The sequence below is a fragment of the Nocardia sp. NPDC006044 genome, from assembly GCF_042871115.1.
GTDB lineage: Bacteria > Actinomycetota > Actinomycetes > Mycobacteriales > Mycobacteriaceae > Nocardia.
The window spans coordinates 278,595-298,118 of sequence record NZ_JBIAID010000003.1; the positions used below are offsets into that span (position 1 = coordinate 278,595).

18 protein-coding genes are annotated in these 19,524 nt (G+C 64.8%); 10 read left to right on the plus strand and 8 right to left on the minus strand.

What is annotated here, in order from left to right:
• Positions 1 to 110 precede the first annotated feature (110 nt).
• From sucB to lipA, 5 genes are all read left to right on the plus strand, one after another.
• A complete protein-coding gene (gene sucB / locus ACFYO1_RS25910; RefSeq protein ID WP_387236034.1) occupies positions 111 to 1,898 on the plus strand; it encodes a 2-oxoglutarate dehydrogenase, E2 component, dihydrolipoamide succinyltransferase in 1,788 nt (595 codons plus the stop codon).
• Positions 1,899 to 1,911: 13 nt separating this feature from the next.
• On the plus strand, positions 1,912 to 2,820 hold the full coding sequence (locus ACFYO1_RS25915; RefSeq protein WP_387236037.1) for a TIGR01777 family oxidoreductase: 909 nt from the start codon (positions 1,912 to 1,914) through the stop codon (positions 2,818 to 2,820).
• Positions 2,817 to 3,353, plus strand: a complete 537-nt coding sequence (locus ACFYO1_RS25920) for a GNAT family N-acetyltransferase (protein WP_387236040.1) — start codon at positions 2,817 to 2,819, stop codon at positions 3,351 to 3,353. Before ACFYO1_RS25915 ends, ACFYO1_RS25920 begins: the two co-directional genes overlap by 4 nt.
• A 203-nt stretch (positions 3,354 to 3,556) precedes the next feature.
• The gene (lipB, locus tag ACFYO1_RS25925) at positions 3,557 to 4,288 is read left to right on the plus strand and encodes a lipoyl(octanoyl) transferase LipB (RefSeq protein WP_387236043.1); all 732 of its coding nucleotides are present in this window, start codon (positions 3,557 to 3,559) and stop codon (positions 4,286 to 4,288) included.
• A 24-nt stretch (positions 4,289 to 4,312) separates the two neighbouring features.
• Positions 4,313 to 5,329 (plus strand): lipoyl synthase, encoded by a 1,017-nt coding sequence (gene lipA / locus ACFYO1_RS25930; protein ID WP_387236046.1) that lies wholly within the window; start codon positions 4,313 to 4,315, stop codon positions 5,327 to 5,329.
• 115 nt (positions 5,330 to 5,444) lie between these two features.
• Here lipA and ACFYO1_RS25935 read toward each other — a convergent pair whose 3' ends face one another.
• On the minus strand, positions 5,445 to 6,785 hold the full coding sequence (locus ACFYO1_RS25935) for an MFS transporter (RefSeq protein ID WP_387236049.1): 1,341 nt from the start codon (positions 6,783 to 6,785) through the stop codon (positions 5,445 to 5,447).
• A gap of 184 nt (positions 6,786 to 6,969) precedes the next feature.
• Here ACFYO1_RS25935 and ACFYO1_RS25940 point away from each other — a divergent pair, with 184 nt between their 5' ends.
• Positions 6,970 to 7,380 (plus strand): RidA family protein, encoded by a 411-nt coding sequence (locus ACFYO1_RS25940; protein ID WP_387236052.1) that lies wholly within the window; start codon positions 6,970 to 6,972, stop codon positions 7,378 to 7,380.
• Positions 7,381 to 7,498: 118 nt separating this feature from the next.
• Entirely contained in the window at positions 7,499 to 9,697 is a 2,199-nt protein-coding gene (locus tag ACFYO1_RS25945; RefSeq protein ID WP_387236055.1) for an elongation factor G-like protein EF-G2, read from the plus strand.
• 178 nt (positions 9,698 to 9,875) lie between these two features.
• Here ACFYO1_RS25945 and ACFYO1_RS25950 read toward each other — a convergent pair whose 3' ends face one another.
• Complete coding sequence (locus ACFYO1_RS25950; RefSeq protein WP_387236057.1) at positions 9,876 to 10,718, minus strand: tyrosine-protein phosphatase; 843 nt, start codon at positions 10,716 to 10,718, stop codon at positions 9,876 to 9,878.
• A gap of 479 nt (positions 10,719 to 11,197) precedes the next feature.
• Between ACFYO1_RS25950 and ACFYO1_RS25955 the strand changes: the two genes are divergently transcribed.
• Entirely contained in the window at positions 11,198 to 12,196 is a 999-nt protein-coding gene (locus ACFYO1_RS25955; RefSeq protein WP_387236060.1) for a hypothetical protein, read from the plus strand.
• Between the two features lie 11 nt (positions 12,197 to 12,207).
• Here the strand turns inward: ACFYO1_RS25955 and thiL are convergent, their stop codons facing one another.
• The 4 genes from thiL to glnA all read right to left on the minus strand — a co-directional run bounded on the left by thiL (position 12,208) and on the right by glnA (position 16,634).
• Entirely contained in the window at positions 12,208 to 13,224 is a 1,017-nt protein-coding gene (thiL, locus tag ACFYO1_RS25960; protein ID WP_387236063.1) for a thiamine-phosphate kinase, read from the minus strand.
• Positions 13,225 to 14,319 (minus strand): phosphotransferase, encoded by a 1,095-nt coding sequence (locus tag ACFYO1_RS25965; RefSeq protein WP_387236066.1) that lies wholly within the window; start codon positions 14,317 to 14,319, stop codon positions 13,225 to 13,227.
• Complete coding sequence (locus ACFYO1_RS25970) at positions 14,312 to 14,974, minus strand: HIT domain-containing protein (protein ID WP_387236070.1); 663 nt, start codon at positions 14,972 to 14,974, stop codon at positions 14,312 to 14,314. The genes ACFYO1_RS25965 and ACFYO1_RS25970 overlap by 8 nt, the downstream gene beginning before the upstream one ends.
• Before the next feature lie 223 nt (positions 14,975 to 15,197).
• On the minus strand, positions 15,198 to 16,634 hold the full coding sequence (glnA, locus tag ACFYO1_RS25975; protein ID WP_378726115.1) for a type I glutamate--ammonia ligase: 1,437 nt from the start codon (positions 16,632 to 16,634) through the stop codon (positions 15,198 to 15,200).
• A 252-nt stretch (positions 16,635 to 16,886) separates the two neighbouring features.
• Here glnA and ACFYO1_RS25980 point away from each other — a divergent pair, with 252 nt between their 5' ends.
• Both ACFYO1_RS25980 and ACFYO1_RS25985 read left to right on the plus strand, forming a co-directional pair.
• Positions 16,887 to 17,342, plus strand: a complete 456-nt coding sequence (locus tag ACFYO1_RS25980; protein WP_150408232.1) for an RDD family protein — start codon at positions 16,887 to 16,889, stop codon at positions 17,340 to 17,342.
• A 156-nt stretch (positions 17,343 to 17,498) separates the two neighbouring features.
• Positions 17,499 to 17,867, plus strand: coding sequence for a YrdB family protein (locus ACFYO1_RS25985; protein WP_387236075.1), 369 nt, complete (start codon positions 17,499 to 17,501; stop codon positions 17,865 to 17,867).
• Positions 17,868 to 18,124: 257 nt separating this feature from the next.
• Here the strand turns inward: ACFYO1_RS25985 and ACFYO1_RS25990 are convergent, their stop codons facing one another.
• Both ACFYO1_RS25990 and ACFYO1_RS25995 read right to left on the minus strand, forming a co-directional pair.
• Positions 18,125 to 18,859, minus strand: a complete 735-nt coding sequence (locus tag ACFYO1_RS25990) for a DUF4191 domain-containing protein (protein ID WP_191094453.1) — start codon at positions 18,857 to 18,859, stop codon at positions 18,125 to 18,127.
• Between the two features lie 77 nt (positions 18,860 to 18,936).
• The gene (locus ACFYO1_RS25995; RefSeq protein WP_387236078.1) at positions 18,937 to 19,386 is read right to left on the minus strand and encodes a hypothetical protein; all 450 of its coding nucleotides are present in this window, start codon (positions 19,384 to 19,386) and stop codon (positions 18,937 to 18,939) included.
• Between the last annotated feature and the right edge of the window lie 138 nt (positions 19,387 to 19,524).

Below are 19,524 nucleotides of genomic sequence, written 5' to 3' on the forward strand. Positions count from 1 at the left end.
CACGCACAATGATCGGTGGCTTTCGGACTCGCGCCGCAACCCGCGCCGGGGGTCCGCAGAGAGATCAACTGTTGTAGAAACCCGTCGAGCAGTCAGAGGAGTCAGAGGACATGGCCTTCTCCGTCCAGATGCCAGCTCTTGGTGAGAGCGTCACCGAGGGAACGGTCACCCGGTGGCTGAAGCAGGAAGGAGACACGGTCGAGGTCGACGAGCCGCTGCTCGAGGTCTCCACCGACAAGGTCGACACGGAGATCCCGTCCCCGCAGGCGGGCGTGTTGTCGAAGATCGTCGCCCAGGAAGATGATGTGGTCGAGGTCGGTGGTGAGCTCGGCGTGATCAGCGAGGCCGGCGAGGCGCCCGAGCCGAGTTCGGCTCCCGCCCCCGAAGCCGCTGACGCGCCCGCGCAGGAGGCTCCCGCCGAAGAGGTCGCCGCCGCCGAGCCCGAGCCTGCCGCCGAAGAAGAGGCACCCGCGCCCGCCGCCGAGGCCGCGCCCGCGTCGTCCGGCGACGGCACCCCGGTCAAGATGCCCGAGCTGGGCGAGTCCGTCACCGAGGGCACCGTGACCCGGTGGCTCAAGGCGGTCGGCGACGACGTAGCCGTGGACGAGCCGCTGCTCGAGGTCTCCACCGACAAGGTCGACACCGAAATCCCCTCGCCGGTCGCGGGCAAGCTGCTCGAGATCACCGCGCAGGAAGACGATGTCGTCGCTGTGGGTGGACAGCTCGGCGTGATCGGCAGCGGTTCCCCGGCCAAGGCGGCGGCCCCCGCGCCGAAGCCCGAGCCCAAGCCCGAGCCGAAGCCGGAACCCAAGCCCGAGCCGAAGCCCGAACCCAAGCAGGAAGCGGCACCCGCGCCGAAGCCGGAGCCCAAGCCCGCTGCCCCGGCCCCCAAGGCTCCGGCGCCCGCCGCGGCCAAGGCCCCGGCCGAGTCGGACTCCAGCGGCAACGGCGCGACACCGTACGTCACCCCGCTGGTTCGTAAGCTGGCCGACGAGAACGGCGTCGATCTGTCCGCGCTCACCGGTTCCGGTGTCGGCGGACGCATCCGCAAGCAGGACGTGCTCGCCGCCGCCGAGGCCAAGAAGGCGCCGGCCCCGGCCGCCGCCGCACCGGCCGCGGCTCCTGCGGCCAAGGCGCCGGCCGCTCCGGCGGCCGCCAGTGCGAAGCTGGCCCATCTGCGCGGCACCGTGCAGAAGGCGAACCGCATCCGCCAGATCACCGCGACCAAGACCCTGGAATCGCTGCGCACCACCGCGCAGCTGACCCAGGTGCACGAGGCCGACGTCAGCAAGATCGCGGCGCTGCGGGCCCAGGCCAAGGCAGCGTTCAAGGAGCGCGAGGGCGTCAACCTGACGTTCCTGCCGTTCTTCGCCAAGGCCGTCGTCGAGGCGCTCGGCGTGCACCCGAACGTCAATGCCAGCTACAACGACTCGACCAAGGAAGTCACCTACCACGCCGCGGTGCACCTCGGCATCGCCGTCGACACCGAGCAGGGCCTGCTCTCCCCGGTGATCCACAACGCGAGCGACCTGTCGCTGGCCGGCCTGGCGCGCGCCATCGCCGACATCGCCAACCGCGCGCGCAACGGTGGCCTCAAGCCGGACGAGCTGTCCGGTGGCACGTTCACCATCACCAACATCGGCAGCCAGGGCGCCCTGTTCGACACCCCGATCCTGCTTCCGCCGCAAGCGGGCATGCTCGGCACGGGTGCGATCGTCAAGCGCCCGGTGGTGGTCAAGGACGACACCGGCAGCGAGTCCATCGGCGTTCGTTCGATGTGCTACCTGCCGCTGACCTACGACCACCGCCTGATCGACGGCGCGGACGCGGGTCGCTTCCTCACCACGATCCGGCACCGGCTCGAGGAAGCGGCGTTCGAGGCCGACCTCGGTCTCTAGCCGTCGTGTTCGCATGAAGGTCGTGATCGCCGGCTCGTCCGGGCTGATCGGGACAGCGCTCGTCGCGGCCCTGCGCCGCGACGAGCACGAGGTCGCCCGCCTGGTTCGCCGGCGGGCGGCCGGGCCGGACGAGTTCACCTGGGATCCGGTCCGCGCGGAACTGGACGAGCGGGCACTGCGCGGCGCGGACGCGGTGGTCAACCTGTGCGGCGCGAGCATCGGGCGCCGCCGCTGGAACGGCAGCTTCAAACAAGAGCTGCGGGACAGCCGGATCACCCCCACCGACGTGCTGGCCGCGGCGGTCGTCAAGGCGAGCGTACCGACGCTGCTGAACGCCAGCGGCGTGCACTTCTACGGCGGCGACACCGGCGACCGGGTGGTCGACGAAACCTCCCCCGCCGGTTCGGGTTTCCTCGCCACGCTCTGTCGCGACTGGGAGGCCGCGACCCGGCCCGCCGCCAACGCGGGCGTGCGCACGGTGCTGTTGCGCAGCGCCGTCGTCCTGTCCGGCCACGGTGGTCTGCTGAGCATGTTGCACCCGCTGTATTCGCTCGGCCTCGGCGGACGACTCGGCAGCGGGCGGCAATACACGCCGTGGATCTCCCTGGCCGACGAGATCGGCGCGATCGTCTTCGCCCTCCGCACCGATACCCTCGCCGGTCCGCTCAACGTCGTCGGCCCGGCACCGGTCACCAACGCCGAATTCAGCCGGGCCCTCGGCCGATCCGTGCGCCGGCCGACCCCGCTGGTGGTGCCCGCGTTCGCGCTGCGGGCGCTCATCGGCGAGTTCGCGCAGGAGGCGATCCTGCGCGGACCAAGAGCCATACCCACGGCCCTCGAGGAGGCGGGCTACGAGTTCCAGCACCCGACCATCGGCGCCGCACTGGCCGCTACGGCGGGCCGACCCGGAGACGATCGATGACCGACCAGCTCGACACCCGCCCCGCCACCCGCATCCGGGACGCGCACCGCGACGACCTCCCCGCGATCCTCGCGATCCACAACGCGAACATCGCCACCTCGACCGCGATCTGGGATCTGGAGCAGGTCGGCCTGGACGAGCGGGTCGCCTGGTTCGAGGCGCGCACCGCCGCGCAGCTGCCGATCCTGGTCGCCGAAGTCGACGGCGAGATCGCGGGTTACGCCAGCTACGGTCCGTGGCGGCCGAAGGCGGGTTACCGCTTCACCGTGGAGAATTCGGTGTACGTCGACGAGCGGTTCCAGCGCCGCGGCATCGCCACCGCTCTGCTCACCGAGTTGCTCGACCGCGCACGCCGGTCCGGCCACGTGCACGCGGTCATCGCGGGCATCGAATCCGGCAACACCGGCTCGATCCAACTCCACGAACGCTTCGGCTTCCGCGTCATCGGCGAGTTCCCCGAGGTAGGCCACAAGTTCGGCCGCTGGATGGACCTCACCCTCATGCAACTCACCCTCCCGGTCCACGCCCACTGAATCCACATTCAGTGGCACACCATGGCGGGACCTTCTCGCGTTTTACCGCCACCATGTGCCACTGAATCCCGATTCGTCGTTGGTGGGCGACTTGCTAGCGGGGCTGCCGGTTGCAGGCGGGACGGCGAAGACCCGCTACCTTGTGGCGCGCTCCACAGAGCACAGCTGGAATAGACGTGGCCGTCCGGCGTACCGTCGAGCTCGTGAACGACACGCGCACCACGTGGTCCGCCCGATTCGATACGACCCCGATCGTGGTCGAGGATCTCGGACTCATCGACTACCACAGCGCCTGGGACGTGCAGCGCACCATCGCCGCGGAACGGGCCGAGGGCATCGGATCCGATCGCCTGCTGCTGCTCGAGCACCCCTCGGTCTACACCGCGGGCCGCCGCACCGAGGCCGAGGATCTGCCCATCGACGGCAGCCCGGTGGTCGAGGTGGACCGCGGCGGCAAGATCACCTGGCACGGCCCGGGCCAGCTGGTCGGCTACCCGATCGTGCGGCTCGCCGAGCCGGTCGACGTCGTGCACTACGTGCGCAGGCTCGAGGAAGCCTTGATCACCGTCTGCACCGACCTCGGCCTGACCTGCGGCCGGATCGAGGGCCGCTCCGGGGTCTGGCTGCCCGCGACCGACGTGTTCGCCGAACGCAAGATCGCCGCGATCGGCGTGCGGGTGCAGCGCGGCGTTGCCCTGCACGGCATCTCGCTCAACTGCAATTCGGCCATGGACGGCTTCCAGGCGATCGTCCCGTGCGGCATCCGCGACGCCGGCGTCACCACGCTCTCGCGCGAGCTGGGCCGCGAAGTAACCGTCGACGAGGTGAAGCCGCTCGTCGCCGACGCCATCGCCAGGGCGCTCAATGGCGAACTGCCGGTAACCGCGCACAATATTGCGCGCGTCACACCGGCAGGAGGGGACGCGAGCGCCTGATCCGGTAGGCGTAATGTCGATCAAGTGACCTCAGCTTCAGCACCGGCAGGACGCAAACTGCTACGCATCGAGGCGCGCAACGCGGAGACCCCGATCGAGCGCAAACCTCAATGGATTCGGACCAAGGCCAAGATGGGCCCGGAGTATTCCGAGCTCAAGGGCCTGGTCAAACGCGAAGGCCTGCACACGGTGTGCGAGGAAGCGGGCTGTCCCAACATCTTCGAATGCTGGGAAGACCGGGAGGCCACCTTCCTGATCGGCGGCGAGCAGTGCACCCGCCGCTGCGACTTCTGCCAGATCGACACCGGCAAACCCGCCGCACTCGATCGGGACGAGCCGCGCCGGGTCGCCGAGAGCGTGCAGGCGATGGGCCTGCGCTACTCGACCATCACCGGCGTCGCCCGTGACGATCTGGAAGACGGCGGCGCCTGGCTCTACGCCGAAACCGTGCGCGCGATCAAGCAACTCAACCCGAGCACCGGCGTCGAGCTGCTGATCCCCGATTTCAACGCCGTCCCCGATCAGCTGGCCGAGGTCTTCTCCGCACGCCCGGAGGTGCTGGCGCACAACCTGGAAACGGTGCCGCGCATCTTCAAGCGCATCCGCCCCGCCTTCCGCTACGAGCGCTCCCTCTCGGTGCTCACCGCGGCCCGCGAGGCCGGCCTGGTCACCAAGTCCAACCTGATCCTCGGCATGGGCGAGACCCCGGAAGAGGTCACCCAGGCGATGCGCGACCTGCACGAGGCAGGCTGCGACATCCTCACCATCACCCAGTACCTGCGCCCCTCCCCCCGGCACCACCCGGTCGACCGCTGGGTCAAGCCGCAGGAATTCGTCGACCACTCGAAGATGGCCGAGGAGATCGGTTTCGCCGGCGTCATGGCCGGCCCCCTGGTCCGCTCGTCCTACCGCGCCGGCCGCCTGTACAGCCAGGCCATGGCCCACCACGGCCGCGAAATCGCCCCCGCCATGGCCCATCTCGCCGAGGGCGGCGCAGCCTCCCAGGAAGCCTCGTCCGTCCTGGCCCGCTTCGGCAACTGAACACGGTGCGTACGCCGGATCTCCCCGCGGGTGATCCGGCGTACGCCATCAGAGCCACGTCGGCGAAAGCCTCCCAGGCGAATCCTCCTCGGCTGCACCTGACTCGGTCAGACCTTTACTCCCGTTTGTTCAGCGAGACCGAATCCTCCGGTGTGGCAACGGCGGTCCGCCTCCACAGCACCAGGGCGCCGATGGCGGAGCCGATCATGGCGAAACCGACGACCCAGAGGCCGGCGCGCTGGGTTCCGGTCCAATCCTTCAGTCCGCCGGTGATGTACGGGGCGGCGAAGCCGCTGATGTTGCCGATCGAGTTGATCAGGGCGATGCCGCCCGCCGCGGCGGCGCCGGTGAGGAAGGCGCTGGGCAGAGCCCAGAAGGTGGGCAGGGCGGCCAGAACGCCGACGGCACAGACGGTTACGGCGGTCATGGCGGCGATCGGATTGCCGAGATAAAGGGCGACCGGGATGGCGAGTCCGCCGAGCAGCGCCGGAAGCGCTACGTGCCAAGGACGTTCACCGGTCCGGTCGCCGTGCCTGCTCCACCAGACCATCACGACGGCGCCGATGACGTAGGGCACCGCGTTGATCAGACCGCGCTGCACCACCGAATAGTGCGTGCCGTACTGCTGCTGGAATCCGTTGATGATCGTCGGCAGGAAGAAGCCCAACGCGTAGAGCCCGTACACGATTCCGCCGTAGACGAGGGCGAGCCCGATGATCCGGGTATCGGTGAGCGCCTTGCGCAACGTCCACTGCTCCGCCTGCTCCACCGCGGCCTGCTCGGCGGCGAGTTCGGTACTGAGCCACCGCCGTTCGTCGCTGGTGAGCCACTTCGCCTGGGCGGGACTATCGGTGAGGAAGAACCAGGTGACCACGGCCAGCAGCAGCGCGGGCACGCCCTCGACGAGGAACATGAATCGCCAGCCGCTGAGCCCGAATACACCGTGCCCGTACTGAATGATCAAGCTGGACATGGTCGAACCGAGTGCGGTGGAGATCGGCACGGCGACCATGAACAGCGCGACGAACTTCGCCCGCTGCTTCTGCGGGAACCAATACGTCAGGTACAGCAGGATGCCGGGGAAGAATCCCGCCTCCGCCACACCGAGCGCGAATCGCAGGATGTACAGGACGGTTTCGTTGGGCACGAACGCCATGCCGGTCGCGATCACGCCCCAACTCGCCAGGATCCGGGCGATCCAGCGGCGCGCCCCGAACTTGTGCAACGCCAGATTGCTCGGCACCTCGAGCACCAGGTAACCGAGGAAGAAGATCCCGGAGGCGAACCCGAACGCCGTCTCGGTGAGTCCTAGATCGGCCTTCATCCCGCTGGGCCCGGCGAACCCGATATTGACCCGGTCGAGGTAATTGACGAAATAGAGCAGCCCGAGAAACGGCACCAGGCGAAGCGTGACTTTGCGCAGCGTCGCGCGCGGCACGTCCTGTGTGACAACCATGCCGCACTCTCACCCCGCGGGCACCCGCCGGTCAAGCCCCCAACCGGGGGTCGGCATGTCTCGAACCCTCCGGCTCGCATCCGCGCGGTCGAGTTCGAGCGTTCTCCGGATGCACGTAATTCATAGCAGGACTGCAAGATTCAGACTCCCCCCGGGCCCCGGCCAGGCCGTCTACGCTGTGCGCATGGCGAAGATCAACGAACGGCTCACCGACATCCCCGGCGTCGCCCCCGGCTTCGGTTACGCCCACGCGATCACCACCTCCAACGGCCTCGCCTACGTGTCCGGCCAGATCGCGGTGGACGCGGACGGCAACCTGGTCGGCGAGAACGACATGGCCGCGCAGACCAGGCAGGCGCTGACCAACCTGCAGAACATCCTGCACGCCCTCGGCACCGACTGGACCGGCCTGGTCAAGTTCACCTGGTTCGTCACCGACACCAGCAAACTGCAAGAAATCCGCGACGTCCGCGACGAGTTCCTCCGCCCTGTCCTCGGCGACCTGCCCAACCCTGCCAGCTCGCTCATCCAGGTGGCCGGGCTGTTTCGCCCGGAGTTCCTCATCGAGGTGGAGGCCGTGGTCGCGATCGGCTGACCAGGTACGGACCGCGCAGTCCGTCATATCGGATCTCCCGATCCGGGCACGCGCGGCGACCGCCGGTGGGAAGCTCGAAGGACCGCAGGTGTCGGGGCGCGAGGAAGCGAGACGCACAGTGGAGAAGTCGAGTGGGACCGTAGGGGGCAACGGCAGAGTGTTTGCGGCCGAGCGGCCGGAACAGATTCGAAATGTGGTGCTGGTCGGGCACAGCGGGTCGGGGAAGACGACGCTGGTCGAGGCGATGGCGCTGACCACGGGGACGGTGAATCGGGCGGGGCGGGTCGAGGACGGAACCTCGCTCTCGGACTACGACGAGATCGAACATCGGCAGCACAGATCCGTGCAGTTGTCCGTGGTTCCGCTGGCCTGGTCGGGGATGAAGATCAATCTGCTGGACACGCCCGGTTACGCGGACTTCGTCGGCGAACTGCGGGCCGGCCTGCGGGCGGCGGACGCGGCGCTGTTCGTCATCTCGGCGGCCGAGGGCGCGGAGGGCGTCAGCGGCGCGACCAGGGCGCTGTGGGAGGAGTGCGCGGCGGTCGGTATGCCGCGGGCGATCGTGCTCTCCCATCTGGACACCGCGCGGGCCGACTTCGAGGAGATGACCGAGACCTGCCGCACCGTGCTCGGCGGCGGCGCGTCGGAAAACATTCTGCCGCTGCATCTTCCGGTGTACGGACCGAAGAGCGCGGACGGCCATCGCCCGGTCACCGGGCTGATCGAGCTGTTGCCGAACTGCGTGGTCGACTACTCCTCCGGGCAGCGGGTGGAGACCACGCCGAGCGCCGAGCAGCAGCCGACGCTGGACGAGGCGCGCAACCGGCTCATCGAGGGCATCATCGCCGAATCCGAAGACGAGACCCTGATGGAGCGCTATCTCGGCGGCGAAGAGATCGACCTCGCCACCCTCGTCACCGATCTCGAACGGGCCGTGGCCAGGGGTAGTTTCCATCCGGTCCTGTTCGGTGCGCCCGCGCCCGAGGGCGCGAAGCAAGGCTTGGGCACCGTCGAGCTGCTCGACCTGATCACCGGCGGTTTTCCGACGCCGTCGGAGCACCTCGTCTCCGCCGTCACCGCCGCGGGCGGCAACACCCGGCGCACCCTCGACTGCGATCCGGACGGCGCGCTCGCCGCGGAAGTGATCCGCACCGCGTCCGATCCGTACGTCGGCCGGGTGTCGCTGGTGCGGGTGTTCTCCGGCACCCTGCGCCCCGACGACACGGTGCACGTCTGCGGGCACGGACTGGAGGAACGCGGCCACGAGAGCCACGATGTGGACGAGCGCGTCGGCGCGGTCTCCTCGCCGTTCGGCAAGGGGCAGCGCCCGCTCGGCCAGGCCATCGCCGGCGACATCGCCTACGTCACCAAGCTCAATCGCGCGGAAACCGGCGACACCCTCTCCGGCACCGACAAGCCGCTGCTGATCGAGCCGTGGCAGATGCCGGATCCGTTGCTGCCCATAGCGATCACCGCGCACAGCAAGGCCGACGAGGACAAGCTCTCGCAGAGCCTGGCCCGGCTGGCGGCCGAGGACCCGGCCGTGCGGCTCGAGCACAACGCGCACACCCATCAGCTGGTGCTGTGGTGTCTCGGCGAGGCGCATCGTGACGTCGCGCTGGAGCGGTTGCGGACCAGGTTCGGGGTGCAGGTGGATGTGGTCGAGTATCAGGTCGCGTTACGAGAAACGTTCGCGGGCAAGGCGAACGGTCGCGGCAGGCATGTGAAGCAGTCCGGCGGGCACGGGCAGTACGCGGTGTGCGAGATCGAGGTCGAGCCGTTGCCCGGAGGTTCCGGGATCGAGTTCGTGGACCGGGTGGTCGGCGGAGTCGTTCCGCGCCAGTTCATTCCGTCGGTGGAAAAGGGGGTGCGCGCGCAGGCGACGCGCGGGGTCGCCGCCGGCTATCCGCTGGTGGATGTGCGGGTGACGCTGTTCGACGGCAAGGCGCATTCGGTCGACTCCTCCGATGCCGCGTTCCAGACCGCGGGTGCGCTCGCGTTGCGGGAAGCGGCGGCCGGCGCCGGTGTTTCGCTGCTGGAGCCGATCGCCGAGGTCTGGGTGGTGGTGTCCGACGACTACGTCGGACCGGTGCTGAGCGACCTCTCCAGCCGTCGCGGGCGGGTTCTCGGCACCGAGCCGCACGGGGTCGGGCGGACCCGAATCCATGCCGAGGTACCGGAACTCGAACTCAGCCGATATGCCATCGATCTGCGTTCGCTGTCGCACGGGACCGGCGATTTCACCCGTGCCTACACCCGGCACGAATCGATGCCCGACCAGCTGGCCGCCGCACTGCGCGGGCAGGCAAAGAAGTAGCGAGCCTGCTACGGCCGCAAGGGTTCTGACATCCGCGCGGGTGTTTGCGCCGCGAGTCCTGGAGCGGGAACCCAGAAGGCGGGGATAGGGTCGATGATCGCCGCGACCGGGCACGACAGTGGCGACGACATCGGGCCCACCCGCGGGTAAGCGGTTGGGCCCGAACGTCTTCGAGCGGCTACGTGACCAGGTTCTTACGCAGCTTGAGAATCGTGCCCGCGTCCAAGCCGAGTCCCTTGGTGAGGAACTTGCCGAGATCGCCGTAGTCCTGCTCCAGCTTGTTCACCGCGGCGTCGAGGTACTCGGGGCGGACCTCCTGCAACGGGATCAGCAGGTCCGGGTTCTGCATCAAGCCCGCCTGCTTCACCTGCTGGCGCAGCGCCGCGTCCGCCGCGGCACGGTACTGGTTGGACAGCAGATAGTCCTGCCGCGCAGTGCCTTCCGGCACGCCGACCGCGCGCAGCAGCACGTAGGTCGTCCAGCCGGTGCGGTCCTTGCCCGCGGTGCAGTGGTACAGCGTCGCCTTGTCGGTGTTGGCAAGATCCTTCAGCGTCTGCCCGAACGCGGCGCGCGACTCCGGGCGGCTGATGAACGTCGTGTACATGTTCAGCATGATCTGCTCGGCCTTGCCGTTGCCGAGCGCCGCCTCCTGCTTCTGCGGGTCGCGGGTCTGGATCACCGCCAGCATCTGCTGGAACAGTCCCGTGTCGTCGATCGGCCGCGATACCGCCTGCGCACCCGGGATCGGCTTGTCCGCGCCGGCGAACTGCACCCCCCCCGGCGTGCGCAGATCGATGACGGTCTGCACCTTCAGCCCCGCCAGCTTCTGCACGTCCGCGTCGGTCAGTTTCTCCAGCGAGTCCGACCGAATCGCCTTGCCCGACTTCGTCTTCTCCCCGTCGTAGGTCCGGTACCCGCCGATGTCCCGGGTATTCACCGCCCCTTGCAGATCGATCTTCCCGCTCGCCACCGCCAGTTCGGCCTCCGGCTGCGCGGTCGCGAGTGGTGGAGCGGTAGTCATCGTCACGGCGAATATCGCCAAAGCCGCAGTTATCAATGAAATTAACGAACTCTTCATGACGCCGGACACTAGAACCCGTTTCAGTCAGGTAGGGGCGTTCGCGCCCATCCACCCCACTCACCGGAACTCAGAGGGCAGTCAGCGAGATTCGCTCTGTACTTCGTGCCCGATCTCCGACCCACTTCGGCCGTGACCTGATCTGTCGCACCACCAGGACCACTGCCCCTCTCAAGCTCGCCTAGACTGACAGCCTCCTTCATCATGAATCTCGCAGTGGCCAAAGCACCCCGTCGCCACAATGGTTGCGGTAAACTGCTTGCCGTCGCAGATCGTTTCTACACAACCGTAGATCAAGTGCAGAATCGCGACCGTCGAGGTGCATTTTGATGAGTCCTAAAAGGACGCAACGTTTACCTTCCACTCGCGTCCGACACACTCGTTCTCGGCTGAGCATAGCGCCTGCAGCCCTCGGGGGATCAGTGCTGATGCTTGCAATTGGGCTCTTCGCTTATAACACTCCGAACCCATTACAAGTTATCGGATCCGCACTCGGATACGCACTTGCCAGCCTGCTGGCGGGAGGTCTTCTCGGATTCCTTTTCGGCATACCGCGGGCACTTACTTTCAGCCGTGACGGTGACAATATAACGACCGCAGAGAGTGGCAGGGCACCCAGGTTTGCCGGGAACACCAACCTGGAGCAAATATCTGACTGGCTGACGAAGATAATCGTCGGCGCCACGCTGACACAGTTAGGGACCATCGCCGATGGCGGCCAGCATCTGTTTACCGCAGTCGCGCCCTCTCTGGGCGGCATGGACGGAAGCGCTTCGTTTGGCGGCGCATTGATAGTATTTTCTGCGATCGCAGGCTTCATCGGCGGGTGGTTATTCACTCGTCTGTATCTCGGCCGAGCCCTAACTGCAGCCGATCGAGCAATTGAGCTTCTCGACGAAGCCGATCGCGCTGAGGTTTACGGCGAATCAGAGCGTGCGTCAGAACTAAGGCGGGAAGCGGCTGAACTTCTTGGAGCTGTCGCATCCTCGGCAGCCGATTATGAACGGTTGCGCGAGACCGAAGATCCCAGTCGCGAACGCACCAGAAGAATGGAAGAAGTCGTTAGCAGCGCTCGCCATCTTTCGAGCATAATTAACTTTGACCGGCAGACCGTGCGAAACATATTCGACCAAGATAGTGATGGTAACCGTATCGTGGCGATCGCCTTGATGCAGGCGAATCCATCGCTGGCAGATATATCAAGACTTGCTCATACGGTCAACAACTCACGTTCGGCTTTCGAACAGTATCAAGCACTCGTAGCCCTAAGTATGAGCTTGAGCAGAGATTTAAGCATAACGAGCGACCAACGTCAGCTGATAGATCTCGCACTGAAAAATGAGCGAATCAAGGTCGGCACTAGCCGATATGAAATCGCCCGCCAAATAAACGAGCTGCTACAGCTATATCCGCAGTCGTGACGTACGAATATTCACGAACTCCCCGCAATAAAAGTAGCCGCGTCGGCGGAGAAATGCTGAAAACCGAGGGATGTCAGTGGCGATAGTTCATTACCGGATTTTACCTGACTCCCCAAACCGCGAGATTCGTGAGCATGTCCAATCGAAGTCATACCCGGCAAAAGCGGAAAATCCGCCCGAACGGTACATAATAGTTCAAGATCCAGACCGATACCGAGTGCGATCTCGTATGGATCAATCGCAAGAAGGTCGGCTACCATCTGAACAGCCGGATGTAACGGAATCAACGCTAAGTCAATTTCAAACTCGCAAGATGCCGCTCGCTCAAGTTCACGGATAGACTCGGCGAGACCATCGGTGATATCGATACATGCCGTGCACGAGTCAAATAAGAGTGCGGCCAGATCTACACGGGCCACCGGCCGAGTGAGGCATCGTCGAAGCTCCACTTCGGTTGTTTCATCTAATTTTAAATCCCGATCGCGGCGGTAGTAATACGTAATTGCCGCACCAAAACCGCCAACCGGGCCCGACACGGCAAGTACGTCGCCCGGCATGGCTCCTCTGCGCGTTACCATTCGGGATCGCTTCACATAACCAATCGCTACACCGACAAGCTCCGGCGAAGCCGCAGACTTCGTATCACCACCCACGATTGGCGCGCCAAGTTCAGTAGCCCTCTCTGCTGCGCCGCGTATCAGATCGAAAAAGTCTTCGACAGGGTACGCAGCAGGAAAACCAAGATTGAGAAGGAAGGCATGTGGAGTTGCACCCATCGCGATAATGTCACTGACATTAACTTCGACAAGATAACGACCTAGTTCATATGGACTTATCAATTCCAGCCGCCAAGCCAGCAAGTCACCAGGTACCCGATCCGTTGAAACTACCAGCGCATTCGGGTGCGGGAAATCAACCACTGCAGCGTCGTCGCCGATTCCCACTATAGCATCGGCGCCTTGTCCTATAATCCTGCCGAGCTCAGCGACAAGCCGCTTCTCCCCCCAATCACCTATAGTTTCAGACATTCATCCTCCGCCCGCTAACTCTTCACCGACAATCGCTAATGCATCAAGTACCTGAAAGAAAGGATATACATCCAATTTAGAGAGGCCATAAAGCATCACATACTGCGCCGCTAGGTAATTGTTGAAGTCATACAATTCGCCCGCATGTTTCTTTGCCGCAGACCGTATCACCGCAACGACACGCGCCATTCGCCGATACCGTTCCCCGTGAATCAAAGAACGGTCCGATTCGTACCGCCCAAGAACTTCTTGACAGCCATCTTCTTGAGCTAATTTTTGCGCGACCCAACGATTCTGAGACCAATTTACATGATGCGGGAACAGAAGAAACCTGACCGAACATTCCATAAGTACAAAGTCGGCAAAGATATCACCGTCATGCGCCCAGGCGAAATCTATCAGAGAAGGCGTTCTACCGTCTTGGAGAACAACATTGTTTGGATGGAGATCTCCGTGTACAAAACCTGAGGCGATATTCACCTCGCGCTCCAATATCTCCTGAAGCATTAAGATTGGATTGCGATACTCCGCGCCCAAGAAGTCGATGGTACGATCGTCTGGCGACAGTGAATCCTTGATTCTGTCGGGCCGGTTTTCTCGCAGATATCTGATATATTCTACTTTCAACTTTTTCCTACACAGCTTCGGTCGGTGAGCGGCAGTAAACGCCGAGTACAGCATTTCCACCGACCGACAGAGGTCATCATCGTTCGTGTCCTTATGAACATACTCTTCCCGCAGCTCTTTGATATTTCCGTCCGATCGCGCGAAGAGGCGGTATATTATGGCCGCTTTTCCGTTCTCCGGCTCTGGCGCGCTATAAAACGCAAGGGCGTCATGGAAATACCTCGCCGCACTGGTCAAGGCATCGAACTCTCGCTCGATATTTGCTGATGAGTCAATTTTGATAACGTACGGCGCGCCGATTCCATCCGAGTCGAATCGAGCATCGAAGAGTCGCGCCTGTGTGTATCCGAAGCGACCGAGCGGTTTTACGTGAATACAGTTCTGCCTCCGATCGCGCGCGCAGGCCACCAGAACCGCGCGATCTGCCTCGTTGAGCGAGTGATCGTGAAGTCTTGGCGCATCAAACACTATGGATCCCAACGTTCAAGATACGCAAGGACTCATCAAACTGAGCCCAACGATCGAAAAGGCGCCAATCCCAAGATTGACCGAGGTGCTCGCATGCAATCTTCCGCACTAGCTGACTGGAAACGTTCTCGCCATCGAACGCGACCTGGTCGTCAACCTCGCCGAACATTAGGTAAGACTGTCCCGGCCGTAACGCTGCGCATACCTCTTCGCGGGTACCTCGAGCCAGTAGGGTCAAGGAAGCCATCAATCGGCGGAGTGTTCTGACGCGCACTTCCGAGGGCAACGGAAGTACGTGAATATGTGCATGAACGATTCCACATCCAGCTGAGCTCGTTGCGCCGACCCCATGCTCGAAGGAGACGATAGCGTCGCGATCTGCGAGCAGGCTCCTCGTCCAATCAAGGGCCGCCGATACTGCCCGAACTTCGGCTGGCACGCACTCTTTGGTAGATCGGACATGACGAACAGGTGCTAACAGAAGGTGACCGGGTGCTAGTGGGGAGACCGAGGGAAATACCGTTATTCCATGTACCTGGGTTATCCGACTCGTGGAACCCAGGTGAGCATCAATCTCAGCACGACGGGCCACGCCTGACTGCTCGCGGCAGAATTCGCATCGACCTTCCTCTGACGCGTTCACAGTCACAACCACGAGCGTAGTCCGTTATCCCGGTGTAGGACGGACAACCGGGGCCTGAAAGTCATCGTCTTGTCGAGAAGTTACGCAATCGCCGAGTTGCCGCGCATCCGCTCCCGAGGCCTTGCGAAACGAAGTTGCTGTAGTGGCAGTTTCGCGACTGACCGCCCCGCAACGGGCAACGGCCCACCCGCGGATGCGGATGGGCCGTTGCCGAACGACTCGGTGTACGAACGACTTACACGTCGTAGTACAGCTCGAACTCGTAGGGGTGCGGGCGCAGGTTGACCGGGGCGATCTCCTGCTCGCGCTTGATGCTGATCCAGGTCTCGATCAGGTCGTCGGTGAAGACGTTGCCTTCGGTCAGGTAGTCGTGATCCTGCTCGAGGCGATCGATGACCGTGGCCAGGCTGGTGGGGGCCTGCGGGATGTTCTTGGCCTCCTCCGGCGGGAGCTCGTAGAGGTCCTTGTCGACCGGGGCCAGCGGCTCGATCTTGTTCTTGATGCCGTCCAGGCCGGCCATCATCATGGCGGCGAAGGCCAGGTACGGGTTGCCCGAGGAGTCCGGCGCGCGGAACTCGATGCGCTTGGCCTTCGGGTTGTTCCCGGTCACCGGGATACGCACGGCCGCGGACCGGTTGCGCTGCGAGTACACCAGGTTGATCGGCGCCTCGTAGCCCGGAACCAGGCGGTGGTAGGAGTTCACCGTCGGGTTGGTGAACGCGAGCAGCGACGGCGCGTGGTGCAGGATGCCGCCGATGTAGTGCCGGGCCAGATCCGACAGGCCACCGTAGCCGGCCTCGTCGTGGAACAGCGGCTTGCCGTCCTTCCACAGCGACTGGTGCACGTGCATGCCCGAGCCGTTGTCACCGAAGAGCGGCTTCGGCATGAACGTGACGGACTTGCCTTCCTGCCACGCGGTGTTCTTCACGATGTACTTGAACAGCTGCAGGTCGTCGGCCGCGCCGAGCAGCGTGCCGAACTTGTAGTTGATCTCGGCCTGACCGGCGGTGCCGACCTCGTGGTGGCCGCGCTCGAGCTCGAAGCCCGCGTTCTGCAGGTTGGTCGAGATCTTGTCGCGCAGGTCGACGTAGTGGTCGTACGGGGCGACCGGGAAGTAACCACCCTTGTTGCGAACCTTGTAGCCGAGGTTCGGGGTGCCGTCCGGGTTCGTCCGCGAACCGGTGTTCCAGGAGCCCGAGACCGAATCGATCTCGTAGAAGGCGCCGTTCATCTTCGACTGGTAGCTGATCGAGTCGAAGATGTAGAACTCCGCCTCGGCGCCGAAGTACGCGGTGTCGGCGATGCCGGTCGAGCGCAGGTACTCCTCGGCCTTGCGCGCGATGTTGCGCGGGTCGCGGCTGTAGGCCTCGCGGGTGAACGGGTCGTGCACGAAGAAGTTGAGGTTCAGCGTCTTGGCGGCGCGGAACGGGTCCAGGCGCGCGGTGCTGAAGTCGGGCAGCAGGAGCATGTCCGACTCGTCGATCGACTGGAAGCCACGGACGGAGGAGCCGTCGAACGCTAGCCCTTCCTCTGCGAGGTCGGTCGTGAAGGCCTTCGCCGGGATCGAGAAGTGCTGCTGAACGCCGGGAAGGTCGCTGAAGCGGATGTCGACATATTCGACCTCTTCGTCAGCGAGGAATTTGATGACCTCGTCGGCCGTGCTGAACGTCACTTGTTCTCCTTACGGATCGGTTCCCAGCGAGTGTCGATTGCATGGGTTCGTCGCGTCCAGACGGTATGGACGCGGTGTTTCCCGGCAGTCAAGTCTGTGTTTCGCCAGTGTTACACGTACGGCTGGCCGGGTGACTAGGCCCACCCGGGCTCGAACAGCATGCTAATCCTGCCATCCGTACCACTGTGCGCTGACGTGAACTCCCCTTATGCGGTGCCGGGCGGCCGGTCGGTGCCGCATATTGTGGGAGGCATGGCACGCATGACGGGATCGTGGCTCTCCGGCCCTTCGGAGGGTGCGGGCGATCCGGCAACCTCCGAGTTCCCCGGCGAACAGCTGGGGCTGCCGAAGTCCGGTGCGGGATCGTTGTCCGGGATGGCCCGGCGGATCGCCGCGCTGTTCGTGGACTGGTTGATCGCGCTCGGCATCGCGGCGCTGATCATGCGCGGCGGGTCGGCGTCGAGTCTGACGTTGCTGATCTGGTTCGTGATCGGGGTGGCGGCGGTGACGTTGTTCGGGTTCACGCCCGGGCAGTACTTCCTGCGGTTGCGGACGGTCCGGATCGATGCGCCGGTGACCGTCGGTTTCGTCCGCGCGCTCGCCCGGCAGGCGCTGCTGGTGTTCGTCGTGCCCGCGCTGTTCACCGATTCCGATGGGCGCGGGATGCACGACCGAGCGACCGGAACGGCGCTCGTCCACTCCCGCTGACTCCAGCACGCACGCTGACTCCGGGCGGCCGCGTGTCACGGATTTCGGCCGCACCCTCGCACGCCGGCCCGACGGCACCTGGCCGAACCCATGCGCGAACCGCGGGAAAGCGTCTGACGGCGAACACTGCCCGACTCAGCCGGTTACGCTCCGGCGGTGTCACTCAATCCGGCCATGCTCGCGATCCGGTTTCTGCTCGAGCTCGTCGCTATCGCTTCCTTCGGTGTCTATGGCTGGCGAGCCTTCGATTCGCCGTGGAAGTTTCTCCTGGTAGTACTGTTACCGCTGGTCGCGGCGGCCGTGTGGGGGACGTTCGCGGTGCCGGGCGATCCGAGTCGCAGCGGGGAAGCGCCGGTTTCGGTGCCTGGACCGGTTCGGTTGGTCGTCGAACTCGCGGTCCTCGGTGGCGGTGCCGCCGCACTCTGGGCGGCAAGCCTCCCCAAGTGGGCACTCATCTCCGCCATCGTCCTGGTCGTCTACCACGCCCTCGCCTACGACCGCATCCTCTGGCTCGTCAAAGCATGATCACCGGGAACTGGTGCAGGTATCCGCCGAGTAGCGAACCGCACCAATTCCCCCTGATCTTGAAGTCTCCCCCGCAACCGCAAAACGTCTGATCTCCAGCACGGCGACTTGCCGCACTGACACGCGTGCGTTTGCCAGAAGGTGTGCGGCTGTCCGATTCCTCCTGCCGACCGGTGACGCCAGGGTCAGACCTACGCTGGAATGGACACGCGAAAGGCCCGCGTCCCACGGACACGGGCCTTTCGGGAAGGTCTGACTCAGCGCCGGCGAATGGTGCGCTGCACGCCGCGCATCTTGGCGCCCGCGGGCATCGGGCCCTTGGGCAGCGCCGGGCCGGTGCGCGAGCTGAGGGCGGTCAGCCGCCCTTCGATCAGGTCCATGCGCTTGGCGTCGATGTTGCGCGGCAGCTTGGTCAGGTAACGCTGCAACTCCTTCAACGGCACCTGGCCTTCGTCGTTGCCGATGACGACGTCGTAGATCGGGGTGTCGCCGATGAGCCGGGCGGTGCGCTTCTTCTCCTGCGCGAGCAGCGATTTCACCCGCTGCGGTGAGCCTTCGGCGACCAGCACGACGCCGGGCAGGCCGATCACCCGATGCACCGCGTCGAGCTGGGTGGTCGCGGCGATGCCGTTGGACACCCGCCACTTGCCCTGCAGGTTGTCCAGCACCCAGGCCGCGGCGCCGGCCTGGCCCTCGGCCTTGCCGTAAACGCTCTTCTGCACCCGCCGGCCGAAGATGATGAACGCGGCCAGCGCGCCGAGTACCACGCCGAGCGGGACGAGGAACCAGGTCAGACCGAAGATCAGGCCGATGACCAGGAAGACGGCGGTGATGCCGAGCAAGGCGCCGATCATCAACGGCAGCAGCAGCTTGTCTTCCTTGCGCTGCATCTGGAACGCCTGCCAGAGCTGCTGCCTGCGCTCTTTCGACTGCTGCTTGCGGGCCGCTTTCGCCGCGGCCTTCGCTTCCTTGGTGGGCTTACCTGCTGCCATGCCACTCAGGATAGTGCCCATGTCGTGCGAGTTTCGCCACGCCTACCTCGGCGGCGGTTATCGCCGTCGCGGCGGCGTCAATTCCAACCGCGCCTGGCCATCGATCCGAGCACGGTGAGATCCAAATCACCGGACGCCTCGGTCCAGCCCATTGCCCGCAATTCCACCGGCGTGGCGACACCGAGCGCGTCCCGGAATCCGATCGCGACCGAGCGGGCGAACTCGATCAGGCTGCGCGGGGAGATCGGCCAGAACATCGTCCTGGTCCAGTTGTCCACCTCGCGGCGCAGCATCGGCTCATTCCAGCCGAGATCGCGCAACTCCTGCGCTGCGGCATCGGGAATGGGCTCGGTCAGATAATGATCACCGGCCAGTTCCGCGGACAATTTGATGTCGTACTGCATGAACTGGACGTACCGATTGCCGGGTGCCGCGATGATCAACGTGGCCCGCGAAGGTAGCTCGGACAGACATTGCGCCAGTGCTCGAACGAACTGTTCCCAGTCCGCGGTCACCGGCTCGTTCATTCTTCCCCCGGGCGCTCGCACTGGCCCGATCATACGCCGCCCCGCCTCGGACACCAGGTGAATCCTGTTGGAGCTCCTGATACTTCGCAATGTCCATAGCCAAAACGAATGGCCCGTCGTTCGCTGGAACGCGGGCCA

Coding starts and splice junctions, on each gene's coding strand:
- ACFYO1_RS25980 (WP_150408232.1), top strand. CDS start 16,887: ATGGCACGCATGACGGGATCGTGGCTCTCCGGCCCTTCGGAGGGTGCG.
- thiL (WP_387236063.1), bottom strand. CDS start 13,224: ATGTCTGAAACTATAGGTGATTGGGGGGAGAAGCGGCTTGTCGCTGAG.
- ACFYO1_RS25990 (WP_191094453.1), bottom strand. CDS start 18,859: ATGGCAGCAGGTAAGCCCACCAAGGAAGCGAAGGCCGCGGCGAAAGCG.
- sucB (WP_387236034.1), top strand. CDS start 111: ATGGCCTTCTCCGTCCAGATGCCAGCTCTTGGTGAGAGCGTCACCGAG.
- ACFYO1_RS25950 (WP_387236057.1), bottom strand. CDS start 10,718: ATGACTACCGCTCCACCACTCGCGACCGCGCAGCCGGAGGCCGAACTG.
- ACFYO1_RS25920 (WP_387236040.1), top strand. CDS start 2,817: ATGACCGACCAGCTCGACACCCGCCCCGCCACCCGCATCCGGGACGCG.
- ACFYO1_RS25940 (WP_387236052.1), top strand. CDS start 6,970: ATGGCGAAGATCAACGAACGGCTCACCGACATCCCCGGCGTCGCCCCC.
- ACFYO1_RS25915 (WP_387236037.1), top strand. CDS start 1,912: ATGAAGGTCGTGATCGCCGGCTCGTCCGGGCTGATCGGGACAGCGCTC.
- ACFYO1_RS25935 (WP_387236049.1), bottom strand. CDS start 6,785: ATGGTTGTCACACAGGACGTGCCGCGCGCGACGCTGCGCAAAGTCACG.
- ACFYO1_RS25995 (WP_387236078.1), bottom strand. CDS start 19,386: ATGAACGAGCCGGTGACCGCGGACTGGGAACAGTTCGTTCGAGCACTG.